This window comes from Pseudoleptotrichia goodfellowii, from assembly GCF_007990505.1.
Taxonomy (GTDB): domain Bacteria; phylum Fusobacteriota; class Fusobacteriia; order Fusobacteriales; family Leptotrichiaceae; genus Pseudoleptotrichia; species Pseudoleptotrichia goodfellowii.
The window spans coordinates 670283-694326 of the sequence record NZ_AP019822.1; the positions used below are offsets into that span (position 1 = coordinate 670283).

Below are 24044 nucleotides of genomic sequence, written 5' to 3' on the forward strand. Positions count from 1 at the left end.
AACTGAAATGAACCGAAAAATAATAAAAAACTCAGTAATATTATTATTTTGTGTAATAGTTGTGTTTTTAATATATGCTCATTATGAATACAGACATATAAAAATAAGAACCATAGAAATAGCTTCAAAGGATGTTCCCGAAGAATTTAACGGGAAGAAAATACTTTATGTTGCCGATTTTCAGTATGATACAATGATGAGATTCAATAAAAAGCAGCTGAAAAAAGCGATAGATCTTATAAATGAGCAGAAAAAGGATATAATACTTTTAGGAGGAGATTATTCTACTTGGGAAAAATACAGACCGCACTTTTATAAAGAAGCCGAAAATCTTAAGATTCCTCAATACGGAGTATATGCAATATACGGAAATCATGAATATCCGAATATTGAAGGGAGTAATGAGAGTCTAAAAAAATTGGGATATAATCTTCTTATAAACGAAAATAAAAAAATAACAATAAATAATCAAAGTATATATATTGCGGGAGTGGAAGATCTGTGGCACGGAAAACCCGATGCTGAAAAAGCTCTTAACGGTGTAAAAAAAGAAGATTTTGCGATATTTATGACACACAATCCCGAATATTTTGAGGAAATGACGGAAAGTCAAAAAAAACGGGCTGATATGACTTTGGCAGCACATACTCATGGAGGACAGGTAACATTTTTCGGTAAAATAGTTTTCGCTCCTATAAAACATAAAGATAAATACGGATACGGAATGAAAGAATATGACGGACACAAGATTTATACCACATCGGGAGTGGGAGGAAGTTTTCTTGAAATGTTTATCAGATTTTTTGCTCCGCCTGAAATAGTAATATTTGAATTGAAAAGAGTCTGATAGAAATGGGGATATTCAAAAAGGAAACTTTGAAAAAAATGAAATATATATTTTTAACTTTATTTGTATTAGGAATTATCGCACTCATATATGCCCATTATGAATATACACAAATTAAAATAAAAACTTTGGAAATTGCTTCAAAGGATATTCCCGAAGAATTTGACGGAAAGACAATAATTTTTGCGGCAGACTTTCAGTTGGATACTTATGCGAGATTTAATAAAAAACAGTCGGACAGAATAATAAATCTTATAAATGAACAGGAAAAAGACCTTATAATTTTAGGAGGAGATTATACAAACTGGACAGGCAAAATTCCCCGATTTTATAAGGAAATGGAAAAACTGAAAAAACCCGAATACGGAATATATGCAGTTTTGGGAAATCACGATTATAATTCTGCTCCGAAAAATGTCGAAAATCTGAAAAGACTCGGTTATAAAGTTCTTGTAAATGAGAACGATAAAATTATGATAAATAAACAGAGTATTTATATTTCGGCAGTCGATGATTTGCTGAAAGGGAAACCTGATGCCGAAAAAGCTCTCGAAGGGATAAAAAAAGAGGATTTTAACATATATATTACTCATAATCCCGATTATTTTGAAGATATGACCGAGGAGCAGAAAAACCGTTCGGATATAACTTTGGCAGGGCACACTCACGGAGGGCAGATAACACTTTTCGGACTGATACTTTTAGCTGAGATAAAGCACCCTTGGAAATACGGATACGGACTCAAAGAATATGACGGACATAAAATATACACTACATCAGGTGTGGGAGGCAGTGCTTTTGAACTGTTTATCAGATTTTTTGCACAGCCTGAAATAGTTGTGTTGAAGTTGAAAAAAATCAATTAATGCAAGTATGAAAATTGGAAATATTTGAAATAAAACATTAGAGAGAAAATCATAAAAATCGGAGGAAAAATGGGGAAAAATAAATCTAAAACTTTATTTGATAAGGTTTGGGAAAAACATGTGATAACGGGAAATCCGGGAGAAGCACAATTACTTTACATTGATTTGCATTTGATACATGAAGTAACTTCTCCGCAGGCTTTTTCGGGATTAAGACTGGCAGGAAGAAAAGTCAGAAGACCGGATTTGACATTCGGAACAATGGATCATAATACGCCTACCATACCTGAACAGAGAATGAATATACTGGATAAAATATCCAAAGCACAGTTGGATGCTTTGAAAGCAAACTGTGAAGAATTCGGAATAGAACTTTTGGATATGTTCAATGATAAAAACGGAATAGTTCATATGGTCGGACCTGAATTGGGACTTACACAACCGGGAAAAACTATTGTATGCGGTGACAGTCATACTGCAACACACGGAGCTTTCGGAGCATTGGCTTTCGGGATAGGAACGAGTGAGGTGGAACACGTTCTCGCGACACAGACAATATGGCAGAAAAAGCCTAAAACAATGGGAATCGAAATAACGGGAAAACTCCAGAAAGGTGTTTATGCCAAAGATATTATACTTTACATTATAAAAACCTATGGAATAGGGCTTGGAAACGGGTACGCCTTTGAATTTTTCGGAGATACGATAAGAGCACTTTCGATGGAAGAAAGAATGACAATATGCAATATGGCTATCGAAGGAGGAGGAAAATCGGGGATAATAGCTCCCGATGAAACAACTTTTGAATATGTCAGAGGTAGAAAATATGCTCCTCAGGGAGAAGAAATGGAAAGAAAAATTGCTGAATGGAGAGAATTATACACAGACTCCGTAGAAGCGTTTGATAAATATATTAAAATCGATGTTTCAAATTTGGTACCTCAGGTTACATGGGGTACAAATCCTGAAATGGGAATGGATATAACCGAAGTATTTCCTGATATAAAAGATCATAATGATGAAAAAGCCTATGAATATATGGGACTTGAGCCGGGAAATTCACCGAAAGATATTAAATTGAAACATGTATTTATAGGTTCGTGCACAAACGGGAGATTGAGTGACTTGGAAATTGTTGCAAATATAGTAAAAGGAAAGAAGGTACACTCTAATATTAAAGCTGTTGTAGTTCCCGGCTCTCAAACAGTAAAAAGACTGGCTGAGGAAAAAGGAATAGACAAAATACTGAAAGATGCAGGATTTCAATGGAGAGAAGCAGGATGTTCCACATGTTTGGGAATGAATCCCGATCAGATACCAGGTGGAGAGCATTGTGCCTCCACTTCAAACAGAAATTTTGAAGGAAGACAGGGAAAGGGTGCAAGAACACATCTTGTCAGTCCTGCAATGGCGGCTGCGGCTGCAATACACGGACATTTTATAGATGTCAGATTTGAGGAGGGAGTATAATGAAACCTTTTACGAAATATGAAGGAACTATTGTTCCTATTATGAACGATAATATTGATACGGATCAGTTGATTCCCAAACAGTATTTAAAAAGCATTGAAAAAACAGGATTTGGAGATTATGTTTTTGATGAATGGCGTTATAATGAGGACGGAACGGATAACATGAACTTTAACCTGAATAAACCTGAATATAAAAAAGGAACGATACTTATAACAGGAGATAACTTCGGTTGCGGTTCGTCAAGAGAACATGCGGCATGGGCATTACAGGACTACGGATTTCACGTGATAGTAGCCGGGGGCTATTCGGGAATATTTTATATGAACTGGCTGAATAACGGACATTTGCCGATTACTTTATCGGAAAAGGAAAGACTGGAATTGGCGGCACTTCGCGGAGATGAGAAAGTAATTGTGGATTTGGAAAATAACAAACTGTCTGCAAACGGGAAAGAATATACATTTGAACTGGAAGAAACGTGGAAACAGAGATTATTGAAGGGACTGGATTCTATAGGGTTGACATTAGAGTATGAGAATGAAATCAGGGCTTTTGAAGAAAAAAGAAAGTAATCTGAAATGAAAAAAGGAGGAAAACCATATGGCGTTTAAAAAACTGGATATAAAGGGAAATATTGAAAAATATTTTAGAGAGAACGGTATAAGTTATGATAGAAATTATTTACTTTTGGCAAGAAGAAAATTGTTTTGGAATATTTGGGATGTTTATTCTCAAATTGAGGAAGAACTTTCAAAGGCTTGTGTCGTTTTAGTCAAAAAAGATGAAGTAGAGTTTTTTTTCTGTCCTATTAAAATGAATGGTTTCTCGTCAATGACTATGAAAATAGGCGAAAAAAGATTTAAATTGAATAAAAACGAGATTTTGTCTTTTGAAATAAAAAAAATATTAATAGCTTATAAAATAAGAATAGAAACAAAAGACAGTGTTGAAGTTTTTTTTGTAGAAGGAAAAATATTCGGAAAAAACTGGATTGATGAAAATGTCGAATATATAAAAGAGTTGCTAAAATAGGGGAGAGATTGGAAATGAACAGTGACAGAAATAATGAACAGGATGAAAGTATAATAAAATTTTTTGAAGAAAATAATATAATATATGAGAAAAACTATTTATTTGTAATGGGATTTGTTAAGGTAGAGCCGATGGATTATTTTATAAGAGCGATTACTTTTAGATTTATGCCTTTGCATTATATAGTTTTATTTGAAAAAGACGAAATAAAATTTTATGGTTTTAAATCGTTTAAATTTCATCCGAATCCTGAATTAATTATAAAAAAATCTGAAATAGCAGAAATTAAACTGACAAATAATAATTTTTTGGGAAAGTTGAAAATTTTTACGAAAAGTTCAGAAGAAAAAATAAAAACATACGATTTTAAAGTGATTGTAGGAAACAGAAAATGGACTAAAGAAAATTTAGAGTATTTGAGAAATTCCGAGTGGAGTTCTAAAATGATATAAATGGAAAATTTTATCAAAAATAAAATAAGAGAAAGTATGGAAAATATGGAAAATAGAAAGAAAAAGGTTCAAGTAACTGAAGATGTAATAAAAAAAGGAAAACATTGGAATACTGAAAAATATGAAAAAAATGCACGTTTTGTATCGGATTATGGAATAGACGTAATCAGTTGGCTTGATCCTAAACCTCATGAATATATCCTTGATTTAGGATGCGGAGACGGTGTATTAACTAAAAAAATTATTGAATTTGGTTGTAAAGTGTTAGGAGTAGACGGAAGTCTTGAATTTGTAAATGCTGCTAAAAAAATAGGAGTAAATGCGGTTCAGGGAGACGGAGAAAATCTGAATTTTGAGGAAGAATTTGATGCAATATTTTCAAATGCAGCATTACATTGGATGACCGACCAAGAAAAAGTGATTTCGGGAGTGTCGAAAGGATTGAAAAAAGGAGGACGCTTTGTTGTAGAAATGGGTGGTGCAGGAAATCTGGAGAAAATCCAGAAGGTAATTACAGAAACTGTATCCGAATATGGTTATAAAATAAAAAAATGCTGGTTTCTTCCTACAGAATCCGAAGAAAGAAAATTATTAGAAAAATACGGTCTAAAAGTAAATAAAATGAGTTTTTTCAAGCGACCTACATCTTTGCCTACGGGAATAAAAGAATGGCTTTGGACAATTACAGTTCCATTATTAGGAAATGTTCCTGAAGAATTGCATGGAGAAATAATTGAAAAAATAGCAAAAAAGCTTGAAAGCAGACTGGAATATAAAAATGATAAATATATTGCCGATTATGTAAGATTAAGATTTATTGCTTATAAAGAGTAAAAAATTATATTGAGAAGTAAATTAAATGTAGAGAGGAAGATGAAAATGGACTATAAAATTGCACTGCTGAAAGGGGACGGCATAGGACCTGAAATCGTAGATGAAGCAGTCAAAGTATTAGACAAAATCGGACAGAAATACGGGCATAAGTTTGAATACACTCAAGGATATCTTGGTGGAGAATCCATAGACAGATACGGAGTTCCTTTATCAAAAGAAACAACAGAAATATGTAAGAGCAGTGATTCTGTATTATTGGGTGCTGTGGGAGGTCCTGAATGGGATAATATCGAACCTGAAAAAAGGCCCGAAAAGGGGCTTCTTGCCATAAGAAAAGAATTGGGAGTTTATACAAACTTAAGACCTGCAATTTTATTCAATGTGTTGAAAGATGCAAGCCCTCTAAAGTCAGAGATAATCGGTAACGGACTGGATATAATGATTGTGAGGGAACTGACAGGAGGACTTTATTTCGGACAAAGAGAATATTCCGAAGAAAAAGCACACGATACATTGTCTTACACAAGAGCGGAAATCGAAAGAATTGCAAAAAAAGCATTTGAAATAGCGAAACTGAGAAATAAAAAGCTTACAAGTGTTGATAAACGCAATGTTTTGGATACGTCAAAACTTTGGAGAAAAATTGTAAATGAAATTTCAAAAGACTATCCTGAAGTGGAAGTTTCTCATATGTATGTAGATAACGCTGCAATACAGCTAATTGCAAATCCGGGACAGTTTGATGTGATATTGACAGAAAATATGTTCGGGGATATTTTGTCAGACGAGGCTTCAATGCTCACAGGTTCACTCGGAATGCTGCCATCGGCAAGTTTGGGAGAAGGGAAAATCGGGCTTTATGAACCGAGTCATGGATCTGCACCTGATATAGCGGGACAAAATATTGCCAATCCTATTGCTACAGTATTATCGGCAGCAATGATGTTAAGATATTCATTCGGATTGCCGGAAGAAGCCGATACGATTGAAAAAGCTGTGGATAAGGCTTTACAGGACGGATACAGAACAGCTGATATTTATACAGAAGGAACGAAAAAAGTCGGTACAAAAGAAATGGGCGACAGGATTGCCGAAAGAATATAAGAAATAAGGAGAAATCTTTGTGAATCGAAATATAAAAGAAAAGGAAATACTCCATTATGAAAATGTAACTTTTAAACGTGACGGTAAAATCATTCTTGATAATGTAAATTGGCATATTGATTCAGGAGAAAACTGGGTCTTGCTCGGATTAAACGGTTCAGGAAAATCGACGATTTTGGGAATGATACCCGCATATATTTTTCCGACTCGGGGAGAAGTGAGAGTTTTCGGGCATAAATTCGGTAATTACGTATGGGAGAATATAAAAAACAGAGTAGGATTTGTAAGTTCCTCATTAAACAGTTTTTTAAGTACACTTAATTGGGAGAAAGCTGAAGATGTAGTAATATCGGGAAAATTCAGTTCTATAGGAATATATAGAGAAATAACCGAGAAAGACAGAGAAAAGGCCCGAAAAATAATTGAAAACTTTAAACTCTCCTATATTAAAGACAGCTATTTTTCGACATTATCTCAAGGAGAGCAGAGAAGAATACTTTTGGCAAGGGCATTTATGAATGAGCCTGATTTACTGATACTTGATGAGCCCTGTTCGGGATTCGATGTAAAATCGAGAGAATATTTTCTGAAAGTACTTCAGGAAAATGCCGAAATGAAAAACAGTACACCGTTTATATATGTAACTCATCAAATAGAAGAAATTATACCTTCAATAACTCATGTGGCACTTTTAAGTGAGGGGAAAATAAAGGCGAAAGGCAAGAAAAAGGATATTTTAAATGATGAGCTGCTGTCTCAAATATTTGAAATAAATGTGAGAGTGGAATGGGAAAATGAAAGACCGTGGCTTATTGTAAAATAATAATTTGTTAGTAAAAAATATAATATATAAAAAAATTAGGAGGATTTAAAATGGCAGGAAACATTTTAGGAACAACAGTTTATTACGATGCGGATTGTAATTTGAATAAATTGGCAGGAAAGAAAATAACAATTTTGGGGTACGGATCTCAAGGACATGCTCATGCTTTGAACTTGAAAGAAAGTGGTATGGATGTAACAGTAGGGGTTGTAAAAGGTTCAAAATCATGGGAACGGGCTGAAGAAGCAGGATTTACAGTGAAAGAAACTTCTGAAGCTGTGAAAAATGCTGATATAGTTATGATTCTGATTCCTGATGAATTGCAGGCGGATGTTTATGCAAAAGATGTGGCACCTAACTTGAAAGAGGGAGTTTATTTGGGATTCGGACACGGATTCAATATACATTTCGGGAAAATAAAACCTAGAGAGGATATAAATGTATTCATGGTTGCTCCTAAAGGACCGGGACATCTTGTAAGAAGAACATTCCAGGAAGGAAGCGGAGTACCTTGTCTTATAGCCGTAGAAAAAGATCCGAGCGGAGATACTAAAGAAGTAGCTCTTGCATGGGCATCGGGTATCGGAGGAGGAAGATCAGGAATACTTGAAACTACTTATAAACAGGAAACGGAAACAGATTTGTTCGGAGAACAGGCAGTTTTATGCGGAGGAGTTGTAGAATTAATGAAAACAGGATTTGAAGTGTTGACAGAAGCGGGATATGATCCTGTAAATGCTTATTTTGAATGTCTGCACGAAATGAAACTTATTGTAGACTTGATTTATGAAGGAGGTCTTGCTACAATGAGAAATTCCATTTCAAATACGGCAGAATACGGAGATTACATAACAGGTCCTAAAATTATTACTCCTGAAACTAAAAAAGCTATGCAGGGTATTTTGGCGGATATTCAGTCAGGCAAGTTTGCCGATGACTTCCTTGCTGACTCTAAAGCAGGGCAACCGTTCCTAAAAGCTAAAAGAGAAGAATTTGCAAAACATGAAGTAGAAAAAGTAGGAGCTGAATTGAGAAATTTAATGAGTTGGATAAAGAAATAGGTTTTTAAAAAGAAGGTTAAATAAAGTAATATATTAACTGAAAAAGAGGGTATTTTCAAATATAATTTGAACCCTCTTTTCTATTATCTCTCAAACATTTCACTCAAATCATCATATTTCATAATATCTTGAACAATTTCTTCAATTTCGGAATTTTTAACTTTAAAGTTAGTCGGAACATTTTTTATTTTAAAACTCTTAAAAATTGAATCATCGCTGTCAAAAAATGCAGGAAAAGTAAATTTACTGTCTTTTACATATTGCTTTGTGTTTTCCAACGATGTTTTTCTATTTGTAAATATAACTATGACATTTATTTTATCTTTATTTTCTTCGTAAAATTTCTGAATTTCCGGCAGTTCCTGATGGCAATGCGGGCACCATTCGGCAGCCATTACAATCAGAGTTTCTTTTCCGTTGTTAAATATTCTTCTGCTGTTTACTTTTCTTTCGTCCAAGTTTTCCAATTTGAGATTAGGTATCTTAGCTCCTACCTCGGGATTTATATTGATTTCTTTAGCATAACCTGAGAAAAATACCATAAACATTGAGAAAATAACTAATAATCTTTTCATTGAAATCGCTCCTTTTATAATTTTTGTATTTATATAAGTATAGCATATTTTTCTTTAATTATTGTTATAAATTTTAAATATTTTTCTTCTCTTAAAAAATAAAGAAAAAAGTGCTATAATAACTAAATTATTAAATTTAAAAAGAAAAGTAAAAGGAGAAAAGTAAAATGATTTTTTTTAAGTCGTTGGAAAGTATATTTCCTATAATTTTTATGATTGCAATAGGATATATACTCAGAAAAAAAGACTGGTTTCACGACAGTTTCAGTGAAAATGTTTCAAAAGTAATAACAAATATTGCCTTACCTGCATCTATATACGTAGCAGTTTCCCGTAACTTAACGTTGGAAACACTTGTGTCAATGTCAGACAGACTGATTTATACTTTTGCATCGTTTATTATCGGCTATATAATAGCTGTTTTTATGGTGAAAATCTTTAAAATAAGACCCGGAAGAAGAGGAATATTTATAAATGCTTTTGTAAATGCCAACACTATATTTATCGGTATGCCTTTAAATATAGAATTATTTGGAGAGCAGAGTTTACCTTATTATCTGATGTATTATATAACAAATACCGTTTCTATATGGACTCTCGGAGCATTTTTTGTTTCCAATGATACTCTGGATATAGATAATAAAAAGAAAGGTGTAAACTGGAAAAAAATCTTTTCTCCTCCTTTGATAGGATTTATAGTAGCATTATTACTTTTGGCTTTTAATATAAAAATGCCTAAAATGATTAACTCGACAATGCAGTATATAGGAAATATAGTTACTCCTTTGTCATTAATGTATATAGGGATAGTCCTTGCAGATGCAAGACTTAGAAATATAAGATTTGATAAGGATACAATACTTGCACTTGTGGGAAGATTTGTACTTTCTCCTGTTGTAATGGTTGTATTGCTTATGATAGGAATGAGTCTGGGAGGAAATTTGACTCCTCTTGATACAAAAACTTATGTAATCCAGTCGGCTGCACCGGTATTTGCAGTATTGCCGATACTTGCAAACGAAGCTGACGGAGATGTAAAATATGCTACAAATGTAGTAACTACAAGTACGATTTTATTTGCACTGGTTATACCGATTTTGATGATGTTCCTGAAATAGTCCGAAAAACAGTTATTTATAAGATAAGATATATCTGATTCTAATGTAGAATATTGTACTATGTACTGAAACACAATATGATTATAAGGAGAAAAGCTATGAAAAAGTCTTATGAAATTTTAAATGATCCTTTTTTGAACAAAGGAACTGCTTTTTCCAAAGAGGAAAGAGCAAAATTCGGATTAAACGGATTACTGCCTCCGTATATACAGACTATTGATGAACAGGCGAAACAGATATATGTACAATTTGAGAAAAAGAGTTCGTTACTTGAAAAACGCCATTTTTTAATGGAAATTTTTAATACGAACAGAACTTTATTTTACTATCTTTTCAGTGAACATGTAGTAGAATTTATGCCGATTGTATATGATCCGGTAATTGCTGAAAGCATCGAACAGTATAGTGAATTATTTGTAAATCCTCAAAATGCGGCATTTCTTTCTATAAATGAACCTGAAAATGTTGAAGAAACTTTAAAAAATGCTGCAGACGGAAGAAATATAAGATTAATAGTTGTTACGGATGCTGAAGGTATACTGGGAATAGGAGACTGGGGAACAAACGGTGTAGATATTTCTATAGGAAAACTTATGGTTTATACTGCAGCGGCAGGAATAAATCCTGAAAGTGTTCTTCCTGTAGTGCTTGATGTAGGGACAAATCGTGAAACTTTATTAAAAGATCCTTTTTATCTTGGAAATCGTCATGAAAGAATTAGAGGAGACAGGTATTATGATTTTATAGATAAATTTGTTCAGATTGCCGAAAAACTGTTTCCCGACTTGTATCTTCACTGGGAAGATTTCGGTCGTTCAAACGCTGCAAATATTTTGAATAAATATAAAGATAAAATAGCTACTTTCAATGATGATATTCAGGGAACAGGTATTATTACATTGGCGGCAATTTTAGGAGCATTAAATATAACAGGAGAAAAGCTGACAGATCAGAAATATATGTGTTTCGGAGCGGGGACGGCAGGAGCAGGGATTGCAAAACGTGTGTATGAAGAAATGATAGAAAACGGACTTTCAGAAGAAGAAGCATATAAAAGATTTTATCTTGTAGACAGACAGGGACTTTTATTTGATGACATGGAAGATTTAACTCCTGAACAGCGACCTTTTGCACGTAAACGTACTGAATTTCCCAATTCAAAAGAATTGACAAACCTGACTGCAGCTGTAAAAGCAGTAAAACCTACAATTTTAGTAGGAACTTCTACAGTTCCGGGAACATTTACAAAAGAAATTGTTGAGGAAATGGCATCTTACATTGAAAGACCTATGATTTTTCCTTTAAGTAATCCGACTAAACTTGCAGAAGCTACTGCACAGGATCTGCTCAAATGGACAGACGGAAAGGCTCTTATAGCCACAGGAATACCTTATGATCCGATAAAATATAACGGAGCAACTTATGAAATAGGTCAGGCAAATAATGCTTTGATTTATCCGGGACTTGGACTGGGAGTATTGGCTTCGGGAGCAAAAATTTTAACGGATAAAATGATTTCGGCAGCGGCTCACTCTTTAGGAGGAATAGTGGATGTTTCTAAGCCTGGGGCTGCAGTTTTACCTCCTGTAGCCAAATTGACGGAATTTTCTGAAACAGTGGCATTGGCAGTAGGGAAATGTGCATTGGAAGAAAAACAGAACAGAAAGCCCGTTGATGATATAAAACAGGCGATAGATAATTTGAAATGGAAGCCTGAATATGCCGATTTAAGCTTTTAGATAAGCCGCAAAATTCGGTTAAGTATAAATGTTTTAAGATTTATTAGTGAAATTTAGGAGGAAGAATATTTATGAATGCAATGCAGTATAAAATAAAATTACCTGAAAACTTTGATATGGATGTGATTAGAAAAAGAGTAAATGACAACGGTTTTAAAACTGACGGATTTGAAGAGTTATTGTTTAAAGCGTATTTGATTAAAGATACTGAAAGTGAAAAAGAATATTCGCCGCTTTATATTTGGAAAGATAGTAAAGGAATGAATAAATTTATTTTTGACGGATTTTATGATAATATTTTAAATTCTTTTGGTTGGCAACATATAAATATCGGTATTCCTTTGGAAATTTCTTTAAATGATAATTTTTCCAAAGCAAAGTATTTACTGGAACTTGAAAATCATATTGAACCGACAAAAAATTTATCACGTCCGAAATTTTCCGGTTTTAAAAATGAAAATTCAGGAAAAGTTCTGATTTATAATCCTGATAAATGGAAATATACAGAGTTTTATTTTTGTGAGGAGAAGCCGGATGTTAATAATGGTAATGTTTATGATATACTTCATATTTCCGTTTAAAATTTTTGATGTTTGCAGTAAAAAAAGATCGGGTAATACCGGTCTTTTTTTGAAGTTTTTATTAATTTATAAAGCTTAACTTTTCAAGATTTATTACAAGTTTATTATATAATTTTTTTAAAAAATATCGATAATTTTAGATGTTATTATAGTAAATTATTGAATACAAAAATAAGTTAAGAAATTAAAGTAAAGAAAGAATAGCACATATATCAGAATAAAAAAGTCCTAAGTTGAAAAATACGTATAATTTTGTTATAATAACTCAGTCGAAAAATAAAAATGAAAAAAGCGCCTGATCTTTCAAAATGAAAGATGACGAGGGAAAAGAGTTATCGAAAAAATCGGCGGATGCTCTTTAGGTTATCACAACCTTAACGGTATACAAAAGTTATAAGCGATTATAAAAATAAAATTACCGTAGTGATTATTTTTCGGCACAATTTTTATTATAAGGAGAGTAAGAATATGTGCGGAATAGTAGGTTATATCGGGACACAAAATGCCCAGGATTTTGTATTGGACGGATTGGAAAAATTAGAGTACAGAGGATATGATTCGGCAGGGATTGCAGTGAATACCGGAGATGAAAAATTTTCAATCGTAAAAAAAGTAGGAAGATTGAAAAATCTTGCCGATGTACTGGAAAAGACACCTTTAAAAGGTAGTATGGCAATAGGACATACGAGATGGGCAACACACGGGAAACCGTCTGATGAAAATTCTCATCCACATTTTAACAAAGATGAAACGTTGGTTGTAGTTCATAACGGAATTATTGAAAATTATTTGGAATTGAAAAAAGAATTGATTGAAAAAGGGTATAAGTTTAATTCAGAAACAGATACCGAAGTGGTAACTCATTTGTTGGATGAACTGTATGAGGGAGATTTGCTCGAAGCTACGAAAAAACTGATTAAGATTATTAAAGGGGCATATGCTTTGGGAATAATGTCGGTTACGGAGCCTGACAGAATAATAGCTGTAAGGAAAGAAAGTCCCCTTATAGTAGGTTTAGGAGAAAATGAAAATTTTATTGCTTCGGATATACCTGCAATACTTAAATATACGAGAGACGTGTATTTGATTGAAAATAATGAAATAGTCGAAGTAAAAAAGGATTCTGTAAAGGTTATGAATGCTGAAGGACAGGAAATAGAAAGAGATATTACTCATATTGAGTGGGATTTGGAAGCGGCGTCTAAAGGCGGATACGAGTTTTTCATGGAAAAAGAAATTCACGAACAGCCTGAAGTTTTAATAGAAACTTTAAACAGCAGAGTGGACGAAAATAACAACATAAACTTTGATAATGCAGGACTTACAAAAGAATATTTGGATGGGATAAACAGCATATATATTGTCGCCTGCGGAACTGCATATCATGCAGGACTTGTGGGAAAATATATAATTGAGAAAAAGACGAGAGTTAAAGTTGATGTGGATATAGCATCGGAATTCAGATACAGAAATCCTGTCATTGATGATAAGACACTTGTAATTGTGTTAAGTCAGTCTGGAGAAACTCTTGATACGCTCGAAGCACTGAAAGAAGCCAAAAGAAACGGTGCGAGAGTTGTTGCAATAACAAATGTTGTAGGATCATCCATAGCAAGGGAAGCCGATCATGTGATTTATACATGGGCAGGGCCTGAAATAGCGGTTGCTTCTACAAAAGCCTATACGACACAAATGGTTATTCTTTATTTACTTGCGACTGATATGGCTTATAAGTTCGGAAAAATATCAAGAGAAGAATATGAACATGATATAAAATCATTGTACGGATTGAAAAAGAATATTGAAAAAATGTTGGAATATTCTGACAGGATAGAAGCGACAGCCGATAAAATCAAAGACAGAACAAGTATGTTTTACTTAGGAAGAGGGCTTGATTATGTAATCACAGTTGAAGGAGCGTTAAAGTCCAAAGAAATTTCGTATATTCATTCGGAGGCTTTTGCATCGGGAGAGCTTAAACATGGAACGATAGCTTTGATAGAAGACGGAACACCTGTAGTGATTAATGTTACTCAGTCCGATTTATTTGAAAAATCGGTGTCGAATATAAAAGAAGTTACTGCAAGAGGTGCTTATGTTATTGCCGTTGCCAAAGAAGGAAACACGCTTGTAGAAGAAGTTGCGGATGAAGTATTCTATATTCCTGGTGTGGAAGATGATTATACAGGATTTTTATCGATAATTATTCATCAGTTATTGGCTTATTACCTGTCCAAACTTAAAGGAAATGATGTGGATAAACCGAGAAATCTTGCTAAATCGGTAACGGTGGAGTAGAAAATTTCTGATATTATGTGAAGTAATGGAGAAATATTATGAAATATATAAAAAGATTACCGAAAGAGAACAAAGAATATTCTCAAAAATTATTGGATAGCGGCTGGAAAAAATTAAAAGAACCGAAATTGTGGGTTGCGATGTTGATTGGACTGCCAATCGGTATATTGTCGGCACTTTTAAATATAAAATATTTTTTTATGTTTTTTCCGAATTTTAAAGAAATTATAAATTACAGTGATAGAGGTTTTGCGATAGAAATTAGGTTGGATATTTTAAAATCGGTATTATATTTTGTAATTACAATTATGTTTTTCATTTTGCACGAATTTATTCATATTTTATTTATGCCTGATTTTATTAAATCGAAAAAAACTTTTTGGGGAATGAAAGCATTATATTTCTTTGCATATACAGAAGAAAGTTTTTCAAAACGCAGGGCAATAATAATTTTTGCGGCACCATTGGTAATTCTTTCGTTTGTTTTACCCTTTATTTTGAATATGGCAGGATTGATGAGCGGATTTATTGTATTTTTGTGTGTATTTAATGCTGCCGGTTCTTACATGGATATTTTTTATATAATTTTGATTTTATTTAAGGTTCCAAATGGAGCAACGATTACAAATAACGGAACAGAGACTTTTTACAAAGAAGATAATTTTAAAAAATAAATAGCATTTTCATATTTAAAATGTTATAATAATACGATATGAAAAAACAGGAGGGATAGAATATGAATTTTGACGATTTGAAAAAGGGAACAGAAGATGTTCTGCATAAAACAGCCGAAGAAGCTAAAGATTTGGCTGATAAAGCAGTAGAAAAAACAAAGGAATTTGCTGACAATGAAATAGCTCAAAATATCAAAAAAGGAGCGGAAGATGCTTTACATAAAACAGTGGAAGGTGCAAAAGACTTAGCCGATAAAGCTGTAGACGGGGCGAAAGATTTAGCTGATAAAGTGGCAGACAAATTTAAAAAGTAGAAAATTTAAAGATAAAGAAGTCTTTTAGTAAGGCTTCTTTTTTGTATATCGTATATTCTTGAAATTTTTAACATTTAATAGTATAATCGTAGAAAATCCTATTTACTTAAAATAATATTTCTATTATAATATTAAAATAAGAATTATAAAATAAAAAGTATATATTGAAAATGATAAAATAATACAAAAAATTTTAAGTAACGAAAGGATTTGATAAAAATGAAAAAAATAATAATAACAATAGGAACAGCATTAATTCTATCTTCATGCGGAGTAGTAGGAGCTGCAGGAAGCGTTGTAGGTGGAACGGTAAAGGCTGCGGGAACAGTTACAGGAGCGGTGATAAAGACTACAGGAAAGATAATCGGAGGTATTATCGGAGGAAATGACGGAGAAATAGAAGCAAAAGGAGTAAAATATAAATTTTCCAAAGCAAAGGTAGAAAATGACGGTAATACAACAGTTGTAACGGGAACTTTATCTCATAACGGAAGTAAAAAAGAAAATGTAAGTATACAGATTCCGTGTTTTGATAAAAAAGGAGATAAAGTTGGAGATGCTGTAGACAACATTGAATATCTTGAAAAAAATAAAAAATGGGAATTCAGAGCAGTTTTAAATACCGGAGATGTGAAAGCTTGTAAAGTAAAAGATGCGTATGTATATGCTGAATAATATTAAATAAATCGGGAGAGTAAAATGACAGGAATTATCGGAGCAGTGCCTGAAGAAGCTCAGGTTATAAAAAAAGAAATGATAAATATCAGTGAGGAAACAATAGGAGGACTGACATTTTTCAAAGGAAAATTCTATGATGAAGATATTGTATTTGTACAGTCGGGAGTAGGTAAAGTAAATGCTGCAATGACAGCTACTATTCTGATAACGAGATATAATGTTGATAAAGTAATTTTTTCGGGAGTTGCAGGTTCTCTTGACAGAAAAGTAAAAGTGGGAGATGTTGTCATCGGGACTGAAATGATACAGCATGATGCCGATGCTACGGAATTTGGTTATGAAATAGGGCAGATTCCTCAAATGGATGAATGGAAATTCAAATCTGCTCCGAAATTACTTGAAAAGTCTAAAAATATAAAAAATGATAAGTTTGAACTGTTTTTCGGAAGAATTTTGACAGGAGATCAGTTTATAAGCAAAAAAGATGAAAAGAAAAGGCTCGGAGAAAAATTTGAAGCTTTATGCGTAGACATGGAAAGTGCAGCAGTAGCACAGGTATGTTACAGATTAAATACCGATTTTCTTATCTTAAGATCGATTTCCGATTCTTTAACCGATGAATCGGGCATGGAATATGACGTTTTTGTGGAACTGGCTGCAAATAATTCCAAAGAGATATTAAAAGAAATATTGAAGTAAAAGGAGGAAATGACCGTCTATTAAAAAACGGTCATAATAAAAAATATGCGTTTTCGTTTAAATTTTTTTAAGATATTAAGATTAATAGTAATAGTAGCCTTTGCAGTATACGCTTTTCAAATGGCAGGAAAGTTTATGAAAGAAAAGAATAAAAAAACGGATGAAGTTGCAAAGACTTTTGATATTAGAAAAAATGATTTTCATAATTCGGAAAATAAAGGTAAAAAAACCGAAGAAGAGCAAAAAGCTGCCGAGAATACTCAGACAAATAATATTCAGGCGATAAATACGGATACTGCTCAGAATAATCAGGTTCAAAATACTGAAAATAAAGTTGAAGAACAGAAAACAGATGCTGAAAAAGAGGCAGCTGCAAAGTCTGAAGCTGATAAAAAAGCTGCAGAACAGAAAAATAAAGAGTTGGAAGCTCAAAAAATACAGAAAGAACTGTCGGAGCAAAAGAAAAAAGAAGTAGAAGCGGCAAAAAAAGCACAGGAAAAAGCAGAGGCCGAAAAAAAAGCAAAAGAAGCAGCAGCACAAAAAACAGCAGGAAGAAGATATCTTCAGGTTGCTACTTTGCAGACAGAAGCGGCAGCTAAAAAAGTTGCGGCTCAATTAGGCGGTAATTTTACGGTGCAGGCCATAAAAGGCAGCTCGGGAAGAACGATGTACAGAGTGGTTTCGGCAAGTACCGACAATCCTCAAACGTTAAGTGCTATGGAATCCCAAGTGAAGAGCAAATTAGGCGGCTCATATAAATATATAGTAAGAACGGCAGGAAAATAGAAATGTTGGAAAATAATAACAGAGGGAACGTTACTCTCGAAGAAATAAAAAATGAAATATTGAAAGCCGAAAATATAATTTTGACAACGCATATTAATCCGGACGGGGATGCTTTAGGCTCTGTTTCGGCTTTTTTGCTGATGATAAATGAATATAATAAAAAATTTGCAAAAAAATCATTGGATATGAAAAAAGTCAGAATAATAGTGGATGACGAACTTCCGAAATATATGGAAAAATTTGAGGAAGGTCCTTTGATAGAAAGATATTCATCTTCTTTGGAAAATGAAAGAGCCGACTTGTTTATAAGTCTGGACTGTGCAAATGCCGAAAGATACGGAAATGTTATTGAAATAAAGAAAAATTGCAAGAAGTCAATAAATATCGATCATCATATAAGTAATACGGAACACGCTCAAATGAATTATGTGGGAGATGTTTCGTCTACATGCGAGTTGATTTATCAGTTTTTGGAATTATTTAATATTGAACTCACTAAAGAAATTGCGGATTTTTTATATTTGGGAATTATAAACGATACAGGAAATTTTAGACATGACAATGTTACCCAAAATACTTTTGCCGTGTGTTCCGAGCTGATGAAAGCAGGAGCTGATAATCATAAAGTTGCAAATATTATTTTCGGCTTGAGCAGAAAAAAGGTAAATCTTTTCGGAGATGTGTATAAAAACAACAAAATGAACGATAAATATAAATTTATTTATTATTATTTGACTAAGGATAAAATAAAAGAAATGGAAGTGTCCAAAGGCGATTCTGACGGGATATCAGAATTGCTTTTAAAAATAGAAGACACGGAAATTTCGTTGTTTGCCAGAGATGATGAAAACGGTTTTCTAAAGGGAAGCTTGAGATGTAATGACAAGTATAATGTAAATGAAATAGCTTCAATATTTAACGGAGGCGGGCATATAAAAGCTGCAGGATTTAAAACCGATTTGTCATTTCCCGAAGTTATAGAAAAAATTGTTGAAAAACTTGAAGAATATGAAAAATAGCAAATTATATAGATTGTTTATTAATTTTAAAAATGTTATAATAAACGAAGAAATTATATAATATTCTGAAGGAGAAAGTATGTTTAATATGTTTAGTTACTTACAGCTAAAAGGATTCGACAATTCAGATTTTGCAAAATATTTTGAAAAAATAGACGAAATGAACGAAAATATAAACAAAGTTCTTATTGAAAATCCGAGAGCGGTTTTGAAAGGAATAAAGATTACTTTTTTGGATAAAAATAAGGAACAGATACATTTTGATATAGATATTGAGGTAGTGAATAACTGATGGATATGAAAAATAATTTATTGAAAATAAAAAATTATGTATTTTTATTTACTTTTGCCTTTTTAATAAGCTGCTCGTCAGTAGGTAAAAGAACAGTTCCCGAATCGGAAGTTTTGTCAAAAGATGGTGTAGTTCAAATAGGGATTCAGGGAGTTGAAAAAAAATTCGGAGAAACTGTAAATTCCGAAAATGTCGGAGTTTATAAAAGAGGCTATAATAACTGGAAAATTATATTATACGGGAAAAACAATTTTTATCTTGTTTTCGTAACAGAAGACGGTAAAATTGTTTCGGTAGAACAGGGGAGCTATTAATTTATGAGGGCTCATTGCCACTCTCATATTCCCGCTACCCGTGTTCCGCATGACTATGTCAACTCCGAACAAAGTGCACGTGATTTTAATAAGGCTTGAAAATTTTATCAAAAAAAGAAAGAAAGTCGTCAATAGCGTTACTGTTTTTTTCGATTTTTATTTTGAGCATAGTGCCTTCAAGGAGCGAAATCAGAATTCTTGCATATATTTCAGGTTCTATATGTGAATATTTCTGGGGATAATCTCTTTTCAACGAAGAAAGAAAAAATGAAAAACGGAGTTCTATCTGATAATAAGAGCTTAAAAGTTCTTTCCTCACATTTTCGTTTATATCTCCAAGTTCAACGGCAAGATTTCCCAAAGGACTTCCTCCGTGAAATTTGTTATGTTCTATATTAGTGAAATATTGATAAAAAAAAGTTTTTAATTTAAAAATAGACAAATCATCAACGACTTTGGAAAAAAATTTTATAAGTTTGTCGGTATGATATTTAATAACATAAATAAGAAGATCTTCTTTATTTTTGAAATAATAATAAAAAGATCCTTTGGGGATTTTACATTCAGTCAAAATATCGGAAAGCCCGGTATTTTTATATCCTCTATAATAAAAAAGTTTTGCACTTTTTTCAATGACATTGTTTTTTTTAACGGTTATTTTATTCATTATCGTCCTCTTGAATTTTGTATGATAAGTAATTTTATAATTTAATGATTGTGTTGTCAATCTTTTTATAAGAAAATTAATTTTGTGTAATTTTTAGTAATTGTTTATGTGAAAAAGGAGAAAAAATGAGAAATAAAAAAGTGGTACTCGGTATGTCGGGAGGTGTGGATTCTTCTGTTGCGGCAATTTTGCTCAAAGAACAGGGGTACGATGTAATCGGAGTATTTATGAAAAATTGGGAAGAAAAAGACGATAACGGAGTATGTATGTCCGAAGAAGATTACAAAGATGTTATTGCCGTAGCTGAACAGCTTGAGATTCCCTATTATTCGGTAAATTTTGTGAAAGAATACTGGGATAAAGTATTTACTTACTTTCTGGACGAATATAAAAAAGGCAGAACACCGAATCCCGATGTAATGTGTAATAAAGAAATAAAATTTAAAGCGTTTTTGGATTACGCAATGAAAATAGGGGCTGACTATGTTGCGACAGGGCATTATGCGAGAATAATTCACGAAGAAAAAGACGGAGAAATAAAGTCCGTAATGCTCAGAGGTATAGACGATAACAAAGATCAGACTTATTTTTTGTGTCAGTTAAATCAGAAACAGCTCGAAAAAGTGCTGTTTCCTATAGGAGAATATACAAAGCCCCAAATTAGAGAGATTGCGGAAAAGTATAATTTGAAAACAGCTAAGAAAAAAGACAGTACGGGAATCTGTTTTATAGGAGAACGGGATTTTAACGAGTTTTTGAGTAAATATCTTCCTGCAAAAGAAGGAAATATAGTTGATACAAAAGGAAATGTTTTAGGAAAACATAACGGACTTATGTATTATACAATAGGTCAGAGAAAAGGAATAGGAATAGGAAACACTAAAGAAGGAACAGGAGAGCCATGGTTTGTAGTAGATAAAAATCTGGATGCAAACGAACTTATTGTTACTCAGGGAGATAATTCGGTGTTATATTCCAAAGGGCTTATAGCGACCGACTTTAATTTTATAAATAAAGACAAACTCCAATTTCCGTTGGAATGTACTGTAAAATTCAGATACAGACAAAAAGATGCCGAAGCTGTTATTAATAAACTGAACGATGATGAATACGAGATAATATTTGATGAGCCTCAAAAGGCAATTACTTTAGGACAAATTGCTGTAGCCTATAAAGGAGAAGAGTGTCTGGGTGGAGGAGTAATTGATAAAGTAATAAAATAGAGAGAGGAAAATTTTATGAAAGTAGAATTGGTAAGAGTTAAAGTGTTGGAAGGTAAAAGCGAAACTGTAGACGAGTGGATGAAGTTTTTAAATGATAATATGAAAGAAGTGCTTTTGACTCTTGACGGAGAAAAAATGTACGTGGAAACTATATTAAGAGAAGTGCTTAACGGAGAAGAATATTTATACTGGTATTCGATTCAAGGCGAAGGTGGAATAGAAGTTGAGGATTCTGAAAGCTGGATTGATAAAAAACATTTGAAATATTGGAAAGAGTGTATTGATAAGACGTTCAGACCGGTATATCTGGATGTACAGGTAGTTATGATACCTGAAAGAATACAGGAAATGATGAAATAAAATTTGAAAAATGCGGCAAAATATAGAGATGTCGCAATTTTTGTTTTAAATATAAGATTTAGGGGAAAAGGAGAAATATGATAAACAGAAACATTATACAGTTGGAAAACGGAAGTATGGAATGGGTAAATACGGTAAATATAACTGCTGAAAATAAGAAAGTATTAAATGAAAAAGATAAACTTTCAACGGAGTTTTTGGAGTATGCAACAGATGCCGATGAAAGTCCCCGTTCGGAATATGATGACTTGAACAGAATAAAGTTATTATGCTTTGACGTACCTTATTATGACAGGATTATGGAAAGTTTGGCTACGGTGCCTTTAGTGTTTATTATCAGAGAAAATACTCTATATACATTTATCGAAAAAAACGAGGATTATGAATATTTAAACAGTTTGCTTGAAAATACAGTAACTGAAAAAGTATATGACAGTATGTATCATCTTTTATTTTCGGTAGTGTATAAGTTCTGTCTGATTTATCATGATAAGTTGAAAGTTATAAATAAAGAAAGAGCGGATATAAAAAAATCTTTCAGAAAATCTGTAAAAAATACGGATATTTACAAACTCCTAAATATTGAACAGGGACTGACTTACTTGTCTACTTCTTTAAAAGCTAACAGACTTGCATTGAATACATTAAAAAGACATTGGAATGTCAACATTAAAAAATTGTCCGAAGTGGAAGAGGAAAAATTGGAAGATGTAATGATTGAAATAGATCAGGCAATGGAAATGACCGAAATAATCACTACAATTGCCGAAAAAGAAAAGACTACTTATTCTACGGTTATTGATAATAATCTGAATACAACTATGAAATTTTTAACTGTTTTCACTATTCTGCTCGAAATACCGAGTATGATTTTCGGATTTTTCGGAATAAATACAAACGTTCCTTTCCAAAATATGAAAGACGGTTGGATATACGTTGTATTAATTACGGGAATAATTTGTACAATGTTTACTTTAGGTCTTTGGAAAAAAAGGTTTTTGAAATAAAAAAATTTATGAGGGCTCATTGCCGCCCTCATACTCTCGCTACCCGCGTTCTACGCGACTTCATCGACTCCGAAAATGCGGGGATATTTTTGATAATCTCTAATGAAGAATATAATTTATAAATTTTTAATTAAAAAAGTTATTATTTTATTTATTTGTAGGTGTTATAAATCTCCTCAAACACTGTTTTGAAACTAGGTGATCCTACTAAATCAAAGTCTTTGTTTGTGAGTTTACGACAGTTTTTTACATAGTAATATTCAAAAAGCAGACTGTTATCGTTTGAAGGGTGACGAAGTCCTTCGGAATAAATCTGTCTGTTTAGTGCTTCTAAAGATGAAAGAGCATTTTCCTGAGTAGTTTCAAGTTTTTTTCCGTCGTTTATATAAGCCAGTTGCATAATTGATGCTCCTATAAAAGAACATTTCCCGTTTGTTTTGGTATTATCCCCGAACATCTGATACCATTCATTTTCATTCATAGTAAGTATTCCCCTGTTGTCTCTTTCAGGTTTGGAAAAACCGATTATTGTTATTGCAAATAAGCATATTAAGATTATTTTTTTCATTTACACTCTCCTGTTTGATTTTTATAATATTATTATTTTCCGACAAAAGTTTCAGTTTTTTGAAGAAATTTTTCGAGTTTTTCTTTGGAATCTTTTTTGGAAATATAACAGTGAAGCCATTTCACTCCTTTCATTCCCGTAGCTCTAAGAGTTCCTGTTCCGAATGTCCAACCGATAGGATTCCCCAGAAAAAGTTTTATTAAAAATTTCGGACTTCCGGCAGTAGTAATGATTTTTACCGATTTAATATTTTTGAGATGTCCTGTTATCCCTGTATTACCGTGATTATAAGCAAAGTTCAAAAGAAAGACTTTATCTAAAAATCCTTTCAGGATAGCAGGCATTGTTGACCACCAAATCGGAAATATAAACACAAGTCCGTCACTTTTTTTAAGGATTTCCTGATACTTTCCTACTAAAGGGTCATTGAATTTTCCCTCTGAATATAATTTCAAATCTTCTTCCCTCATAACAGGATCGAAATTGTCTTTATGAAGATCTATAATTGTGTAAGATTCTTTCATTTCCTCAAATTTTTTTGTTACACTGTCTAAAATGGCTTTATTAAAGCTCCCATGCCATGGATGAGCAAATATAACTGTTTTCATTTTTCCCTCCGATTTTCTCAAAGTCGATTATA

Annotated in this window: 29 protein-coding genes; 25 read left to right on the forward strand and 4 right to left on the reverse strand. The window is 32.8% G+C overall.

The features are described from left to right. Positions 1-7: 7 nt before the first annotated feature. The 10 genes from FVE72_RS03395 to ilvC all read left to right on the forward strand — a co-directional run bounded on the left by FVE72_RS03395 (position 8) and on the right by ilvC (position 8492). Positions 8-847 (forward strand): metallophosphoesterase, encoded by an 840-nt coding sequence (locus tag FVE72_RS03395; RefSeq protein WP_026737264.1) that lies wholly within the window; start codon positions 8-10, stop codon positions 845-847. Positions 848-885: 38 nt separating this feature from the next. Then, positions 886-1713, forward strand: coding sequence for a metallophosphoesterase (locus tag FVE72_RS03400; protein WP_036056331.1), 828 nt, complete (start codon positions 886-888; stop codon positions 1711-1713). 69 nt (positions 1714-1782) lie between these two features. Beyond that, positions 1783-3183: a 3-isopropylmalate dehydratase large subunit gene (gene leuC, locus FVE72_RS03405; RefSeq protein WP_026737266.1), complete on the forward strand. Its 1401-nt coding sequence runs from the start codon at positions 1783-1785 to the stop codon at positions 3181-3183. Continuing rightward, complete coding sequence (gene leuD / locus FVE72_RS03410; protein ID WP_026737267.1) at positions 3183-3758, forward strand: 3-isopropylmalate dehydratase small subunit; 576 nt, start codon at positions 3183-3185, stop codon at positions 3756-3758. Before leuC ends, leuD begins: the two co-directional genes overlap by 1 nt. Positions 3759-3786: 28 nt before the next feature. Beyond that, positions 3787-4218, forward strand: coding sequence for a hypothetical protein (locus FVE72_RS03415; protein WP_026737268.1), 432 nt, complete (start codon positions 3787-3789; stop codon positions 4216-4218). A gap of 14 nt (positions 4219-4232) precedes the next feature. Further along, positions 4233-4670 (forward strand): hypothetical protein, encoded by a 438-nt coding sequence (locus tag FVE72_RS03420; RefSeq protein WP_006807981.1) that lies wholly within the window; start codon positions 4233-4235, stop codon positions 4668-4670. Then, positions 4671-5504 carry a class I SAM-dependent methyltransferase gene (locus FVE72_RS03425; RefSeq protein ID WP_006807996.1) on the forward strand — a complete coding sequence of 278 codons (834 nt, stop codon included), beginning with the start codon at positions 4671-4673 and terminating at the stop codon, positions 5502-5504. A gap of 45 nt (positions 5505-5549) precedes the next feature. Next, complete coding sequence (gene leuB, locus FVE72_RS03430) at positions 5550-6608, forward strand: 3-isopropylmalate dehydrogenase (RefSeq protein WP_006808005.1); 1059 nt, start codon at positions 5550-5552, stop codon at positions 6606-6608. Positions 6609-6627: 19 nt separating this feature from the next. Next, complete coding sequence (locus FVE72_RS03435; RefSeq protein WP_006808026.1) at positions 6628-7431, forward strand: ABC transporter ATP-binding protein; 804 nt, start codon at positions 6628-6630, stop codon at positions 7429-7431. A 50-nt stretch (positions 7432-7481) separates the two neighbouring features. Next, positions 7482-8492, forward strand: coding sequence for a ketol-acid reductoisomerase (gene ilvC, locus FVE72_RS03440; RefSeq protein WP_006807973.1), 1011 nt, complete (start codon positions 7482-7484; stop codon positions 8490-8492). 83 nt (positions 8493-8575) lie between these two features. Here ilvC and FVE72_RS03445 read toward each other — a convergent pair whose 3' ends face one another. Beyond that, complete coding sequence (locus FVE72_RS03445; RefSeq protein ID WP_006808016.1) at positions 8576-9067, reverse strand: TlpA family protein disulfide reductase; 492 nt, start codon at positions 9065-9067, stop codon at positions 8576-8578. Positions 9068-9234: 167 nt separating this feature from the next. Between FVE72_RS03445 and FVE72_RS03450 the strand changes: the two genes are divergently transcribed. The 12 genes from FVE72_RS03450 (at position 9235) to FVE72_RS03505 (ending at position 19579) form a co-directional block, all read left to right on the forward strand. Then, entirely contained in the window at positions 9235-10185 is a 951-nt protein-coding gene (locus tag FVE72_RS03450; protein ID WP_006807992.1) for an AEC family transporter, read from the forward strand. A gap of 98 nt (positions 10186-10283) precedes the next feature. Beyond that, positions 10284-11924: a malolactic enzyme gene (locus tag FVE72_RS03455; protein ID WP_006808003.1), complete on the forward strand. Its 1641-nt coding sequence runs from the start codon at positions 10284-10286 to the stop codon at positions 11922-11924. Positions 11925-11995: 71 nt separating this feature from the next. Then, the gene (locus FVE72_RS03460; protein WP_006807977.1) at positions 11996-12505 is read left to right on the forward strand and encodes a DUF4865 family protein; all 510 of its coding nucleotides are present in this window, start codon (positions 11996-11998) and stop codon (positions 12503-12505) included. 468 nt (positions 12506-12973) lie between these two features. Continuing rightward, positions 12974-14803 carry a glutamine--fructose-6-phosphate transaminase (isomerizing) gene (gene glmS, locus FVE72_RS03465; RefSeq protein WP_026737270.1) on the forward strand — a complete coding sequence of 610 codons (1830 nt, stop codon included), beginning with the start codon at positions 12974-12976 and terminating at the stop codon, positions 14801-14803. A 38-nt stretch (positions 14804-14841) separates the two neighbouring features. Next, a complete protein-coding gene (locus FVE72_RS03470) occupies positions 14842-15477 on the forward strand; it encodes a DUF3267 domain-containing protein (RefSeq protein ID WP_026737271.1) in 636 nt (211 codons plus the stop codon). A 62-nt stretch (positions 15478-15539) separates the two neighbouring features. Continuing rightward, on the forward strand, positions 15540-15791 hold the full coding sequence (locus FVE72_RS03475) for a hypothetical protein (RefSeq protein ID WP_026737272.1): 252 nt from the start codon (positions 15540-15542) through the stop codon (positions 15789-15791). Between the two features lie 219 nt (positions 15792-16010). Continuing rightward, positions 16011-16466, forward strand: a complete 456-nt coding sequence (locus FVE72_RS03480; protein WP_026737273.1) for an FxLYD domain-containing protein — start codon at positions 16011-16013, stop codon at positions 16464-16466. Between the two features lie 24 nt (positions 16467-16490). Next, positions 16491-17168, forward strand: a complete 678-nt coding sequence (locus FVE72_RS03485) for a 5'-methylthioadenosine/adenosylhomocysteine nucleosidase (protein ID WP_006808017.1) — start codon at positions 16491-16493, stop codon at positions 17166-17168. A 45-nt stretch (positions 17169-17213) separates the two neighbouring features. Continuing rightward, complete coding sequence (locus FVE72_RS03490; protein ID WP_026737274.1) at positions 17214-17954, forward strand: SPOR domain-containing protein; 741 nt, start codon at positions 17214-17216, stop codon at positions 17952-17954. Positions 17955-17956: 2 nt separating this feature from the next. Beyond that, positions 17957-18973, forward strand: a complete 1017-nt coding sequence (locus FVE72_RS03495) for a DHH family phosphoesterase (RefSeq protein ID WP_026737275.1) — start codon at positions 17957-17959, stop codon at positions 18971-18973. Positions 18974-19052: 79 nt separating this feature from the next. Continuing rightward, positions 19053-19265, forward strand: a complete 213-nt coding sequence (locus FVE72_RS03500) for a hypothetical protein (RefSeq protein WP_006807995.1) — start codon at positions 19053-19055, stop codon at positions 19263-19265. A gap of 5 nt (positions 19266-19270) precedes the next feature. Continuing rightward, positions 19271-19579, forward strand: coding sequence for a hypothetical protein (locus FVE72_RS03505; RefSeq protein WP_036056335.1), 309 nt, complete (start codon positions 19271-19273; stop codon positions 19577-19579). Between the two features lie 85 nt (positions 19580-19664). On the opposite strand, the gene FVE72_RS03510 is transcribed toward FVE72_RS03505, so the two are convergent. Further along, complete coding sequence (locus FVE72_RS03510; protein WP_006807978.1) at positions 19665-20246, reverse strand: TetR/AcrR family transcriptional regulator; 582 nt, start codon at positions 20244-20246, stop codon at positions 19665-19667. 89 nt (positions 20247-20335) lie between these two features. Here FVE72_RS03510 and mnmA point away from each other — a divergent pair, with 89 nt between their 5' ends. The 3 genes from mnmA (at position 20336) to FVE72_RS03525 (ending at position 22836) form a co-directional block, all read left to right on the forward strand. Beyond that, a complete protein-coding gene (gene mnmA, locus FVE72_RS03515) occupies positions 20336-21469 on the forward strand; it encodes a tRNA 2-thiouridine(34) synthase MnmA (RefSeq protein WP_373920386.1) in 1134 nt (377 codons plus the stop codon). A gap of 15 nt (positions 21470-21484) precedes the next feature. Next, positions 21485-21829 carry a DUF6176 family protein gene (locus FVE72_RS03520; protein WP_026737278.1) on the forward strand — a complete coding sequence of 115 codons (345 nt, stop codon included), beginning with the start codon at positions 21485-21487 and terminating at the stop codon, positions 21827-21829. Between the two features lie 77 nt (positions 21830-21906). Further along, positions 21907-22836, forward strand: a complete 930-nt coding sequence (locus tag FVE72_RS03525) for a magnesium transporter CorA family protein (RefSeq protein WP_026737279.1) — start codon at positions 21907-21909, stop codon at positions 22834-22836. A 151-nt stretch (positions 22837-22987) separates the two neighbouring features. On the opposite strand, the gene FVE72_RS03530 is transcribed toward FVE72_RS03525, so the two are convergent. Both FVE72_RS03530 and FVE72_RS03535 read right to left on the reverse strand, forming a co-directional pair. Further along, a complete protein-coding gene (locus FVE72_RS03530) occupies positions 22988-23404 on the reverse strand; it encodes a hypothetical protein (RefSeq protein ID WP_006808024.1) in 417 nt (138 codons plus the stop codon). A gap of 32 nt (positions 23405-23436) precedes the next feature. Beyond that, positions 23437-24012 (reverse strand): NAD(P)H-dependent oxidoreductase, encoded by a 576-nt coding sequence (locus tag FVE72_RS03535; RefSeq protein ID WP_006808007.1) that lies wholly within the window; start codon positions 24010-24012, stop codon positions 23437-23439. Between the last annotated feature and the right edge of the window lie 32 nt (positions 24013-24044).

What these genes read in the sequence shown, in the direction of transcription:
- FVE72_RS03395 (WP_026737264.1), top strand. Translation starts at nt 8, where the DNA reads ATGAACCGAAAAATAATAAAAAACTCAGTAATATTATTATTTTGTGTA.
- FVE72_RS03400 (WP_036056331.1), top strand. Translation starts at nt 886, where the DNA reads ATGAAATATATATTTTTAACTTTATTTGTATTAGGAATTATCGCACTC.
- leuC (WP_026737266.1), top strand. Translation starts at nt 1,783, where the DNA reads ATGGGGAAAAATAAATCTAAAACTTTATTTGATAAGGTTTGGGAAAAA.
- leuD (WP_026737267.1), top strand. Translation starts at nt 3,183, where the DNA reads ATGAAACCTTTTACGAAATATGAAGGAACTATTGTTCCTATTATGAAC.
- FVE72_RS03415 (WP_026737268.1), top strand. Translation starts at nt 3,787, where the DNA reads ATGGCGTTTAAAAAACTGGATATAAAGGGAAATATTGAAAAATATTTT.
- FVE72_RS03420 (WP_006807981.1), top strand. Translation starts at nt 4,233, where the DNA reads ATGAACAGTGACAGAAATAATGAACAGGATGAAAGTATAATAAAATTT.
- FVE72_RS03425 (WP_006807996.1), top strand. Translation starts at nt 4,671, where the DNA reads ATGGAAAATTTTATCAAAAATAAAATAAGAGAAAGTATGGAAAATATG.
- leuB (WP_006808005.1), top strand. Translation starts at nt 5,550, where the DNA reads ATGGACTATAAAATTGCACTGCTGAAAGGGGACGGCATAGGACCTGAA.
- ilvC (WP_006807973.1), top strand. Translation starts at nt 7,482, where the DNA reads ATGGCAGGAAACATTTTAGGAACAACAGTTTATTACGATGCGGATTGT.
- FVE72_RS03445 (WP_006808016.1), bottom strand. Translation starts at nt 9,067, where the DNA reads ATGAAAAGATTATTAGTTATTTTCTCAATGTTTATGGTATTTTTCTCA.
- FVE72_RS03450 (WP_006807992.1), top strand. Translation starts at nt 9,235, where the DNA reads ATGATTTTTTTTAAGTCGTTGGAAAGTATATTTCCTATAATTTTTATG.
- FVE72_RS03455 (WP_006808003.1), top strand. Translation starts at nt 10,284, where the DNA reads ATGAAAAAGTCTTATGAAATTTTAAATGATCCTTTTTTGAACAAAGGA.
- FVE72_RS03460 (WP_006807977.1), top strand. Translation starts at nt 11,996, where the DNA reads ATGAATGCAATGCAGTATAAAATAAAATTACCTGAAAACTTTGATATG.
- glmS (WP_026737270.1), top strand. Translation starts at nt 12,974, where the DNA reads ATGTGCGGAATAGTAGGTTATATCGGGACACAAAATGCCCAGGATTTT.
- FVE72_RS03470 (WP_026737271.1), top strand. Translation starts at nt 14,842, where the DNA reads ATGAAATATATAAAAAGATTACCGAAAGAGAACAAAGAATATTCTCAA.
- FVE72_RS03475 (WP_026737272.1), top strand. Translation starts at nt 15,540, where the DNA reads ATGAATTTTGACGATTTGAAAAAGGGAACAGAAGATGTTCTGCATAAA.
- FVE72_RS03480 (WP_026737273.1), top strand. Translation starts at nt 16,011, where the DNA reads ATGAAAAAAATAATAATAACAATAGGAACAGCATTAATTCTATCTTCA.
- FVE72_RS03485 (WP_006808017.1), top strand. Translation starts at nt 16,491, where the DNA reads ATGACAGGAATTATCGGAGCAGTGCCTGAAGAAGCTCAGGTTATAAAA.
- FVE72_RS03490 (WP_026737274.1), top strand. Translation starts at nt 17,214, where the DNA reads ATGCGTTTTCGTTTAAATTTTTTTAAGATATTAAGATTAATAGTAATA.
- FVE72_RS03495 (WP_026737275.1), top strand. Translation starts at nt 17,957, where the DNA reads ATGTTGGAAAATAATAACAGAGGGAACGTTACTCTCGAAGAAATAAAA.
- FVE72_RS03500 (WP_006807995.1), top strand. Translation starts at nt 19,053, where the DNA reads ATGTTTAATATGTTTAGTTACTTACAGCTAAAAGGATTCGACAATTCA.
- FVE72_RS03505 (WP_036056335.1), top strand. Translation starts at nt 19,271, where the DNA reads ATGAAAAATAATTTATTGAAAATAAAAAATTATGTATTTTTATTTACT.
- FVE72_RS03510 (WP_006807978.1), bottom strand. Translation starts at nt 20,246, where the DNA reads ATGAATAAAATAACCGTTAAAAAAAACAATGTCATTGAAAAAAGTGCA.
- FVE72_RS03520 (WP_026737278.1), top strand. Translation starts at nt 21,485, where the DNA reads ATGAAAGTAGAATTGGTAAGAGTTAAAGTGTTGGAAGGTAAAAGCGAA.
- FVE72_RS03525 (WP_026737279.1), top strand. Translation starts at nt 21,907, where the DNA reads ATGATAAACAGAAACATTATACAGTTGGAAAACGGAAGTATGGAATGG.
- FVE72_RS03530 (WP_006808024.1), bottom strand. Translation starts at nt 23,404, where the DNA reads ATGAAAAAAATAATCTTAATATGCTTATTTGCAATAACAATAATCGGT.
- FVE72_RS03535 (WP_006808007.1), bottom strand. Translation starts at nt 24,012, where the DNA reads ATGAAAACAGTTATATTTGCTCATCCATGGCATGGGAGCTTTAATAAA.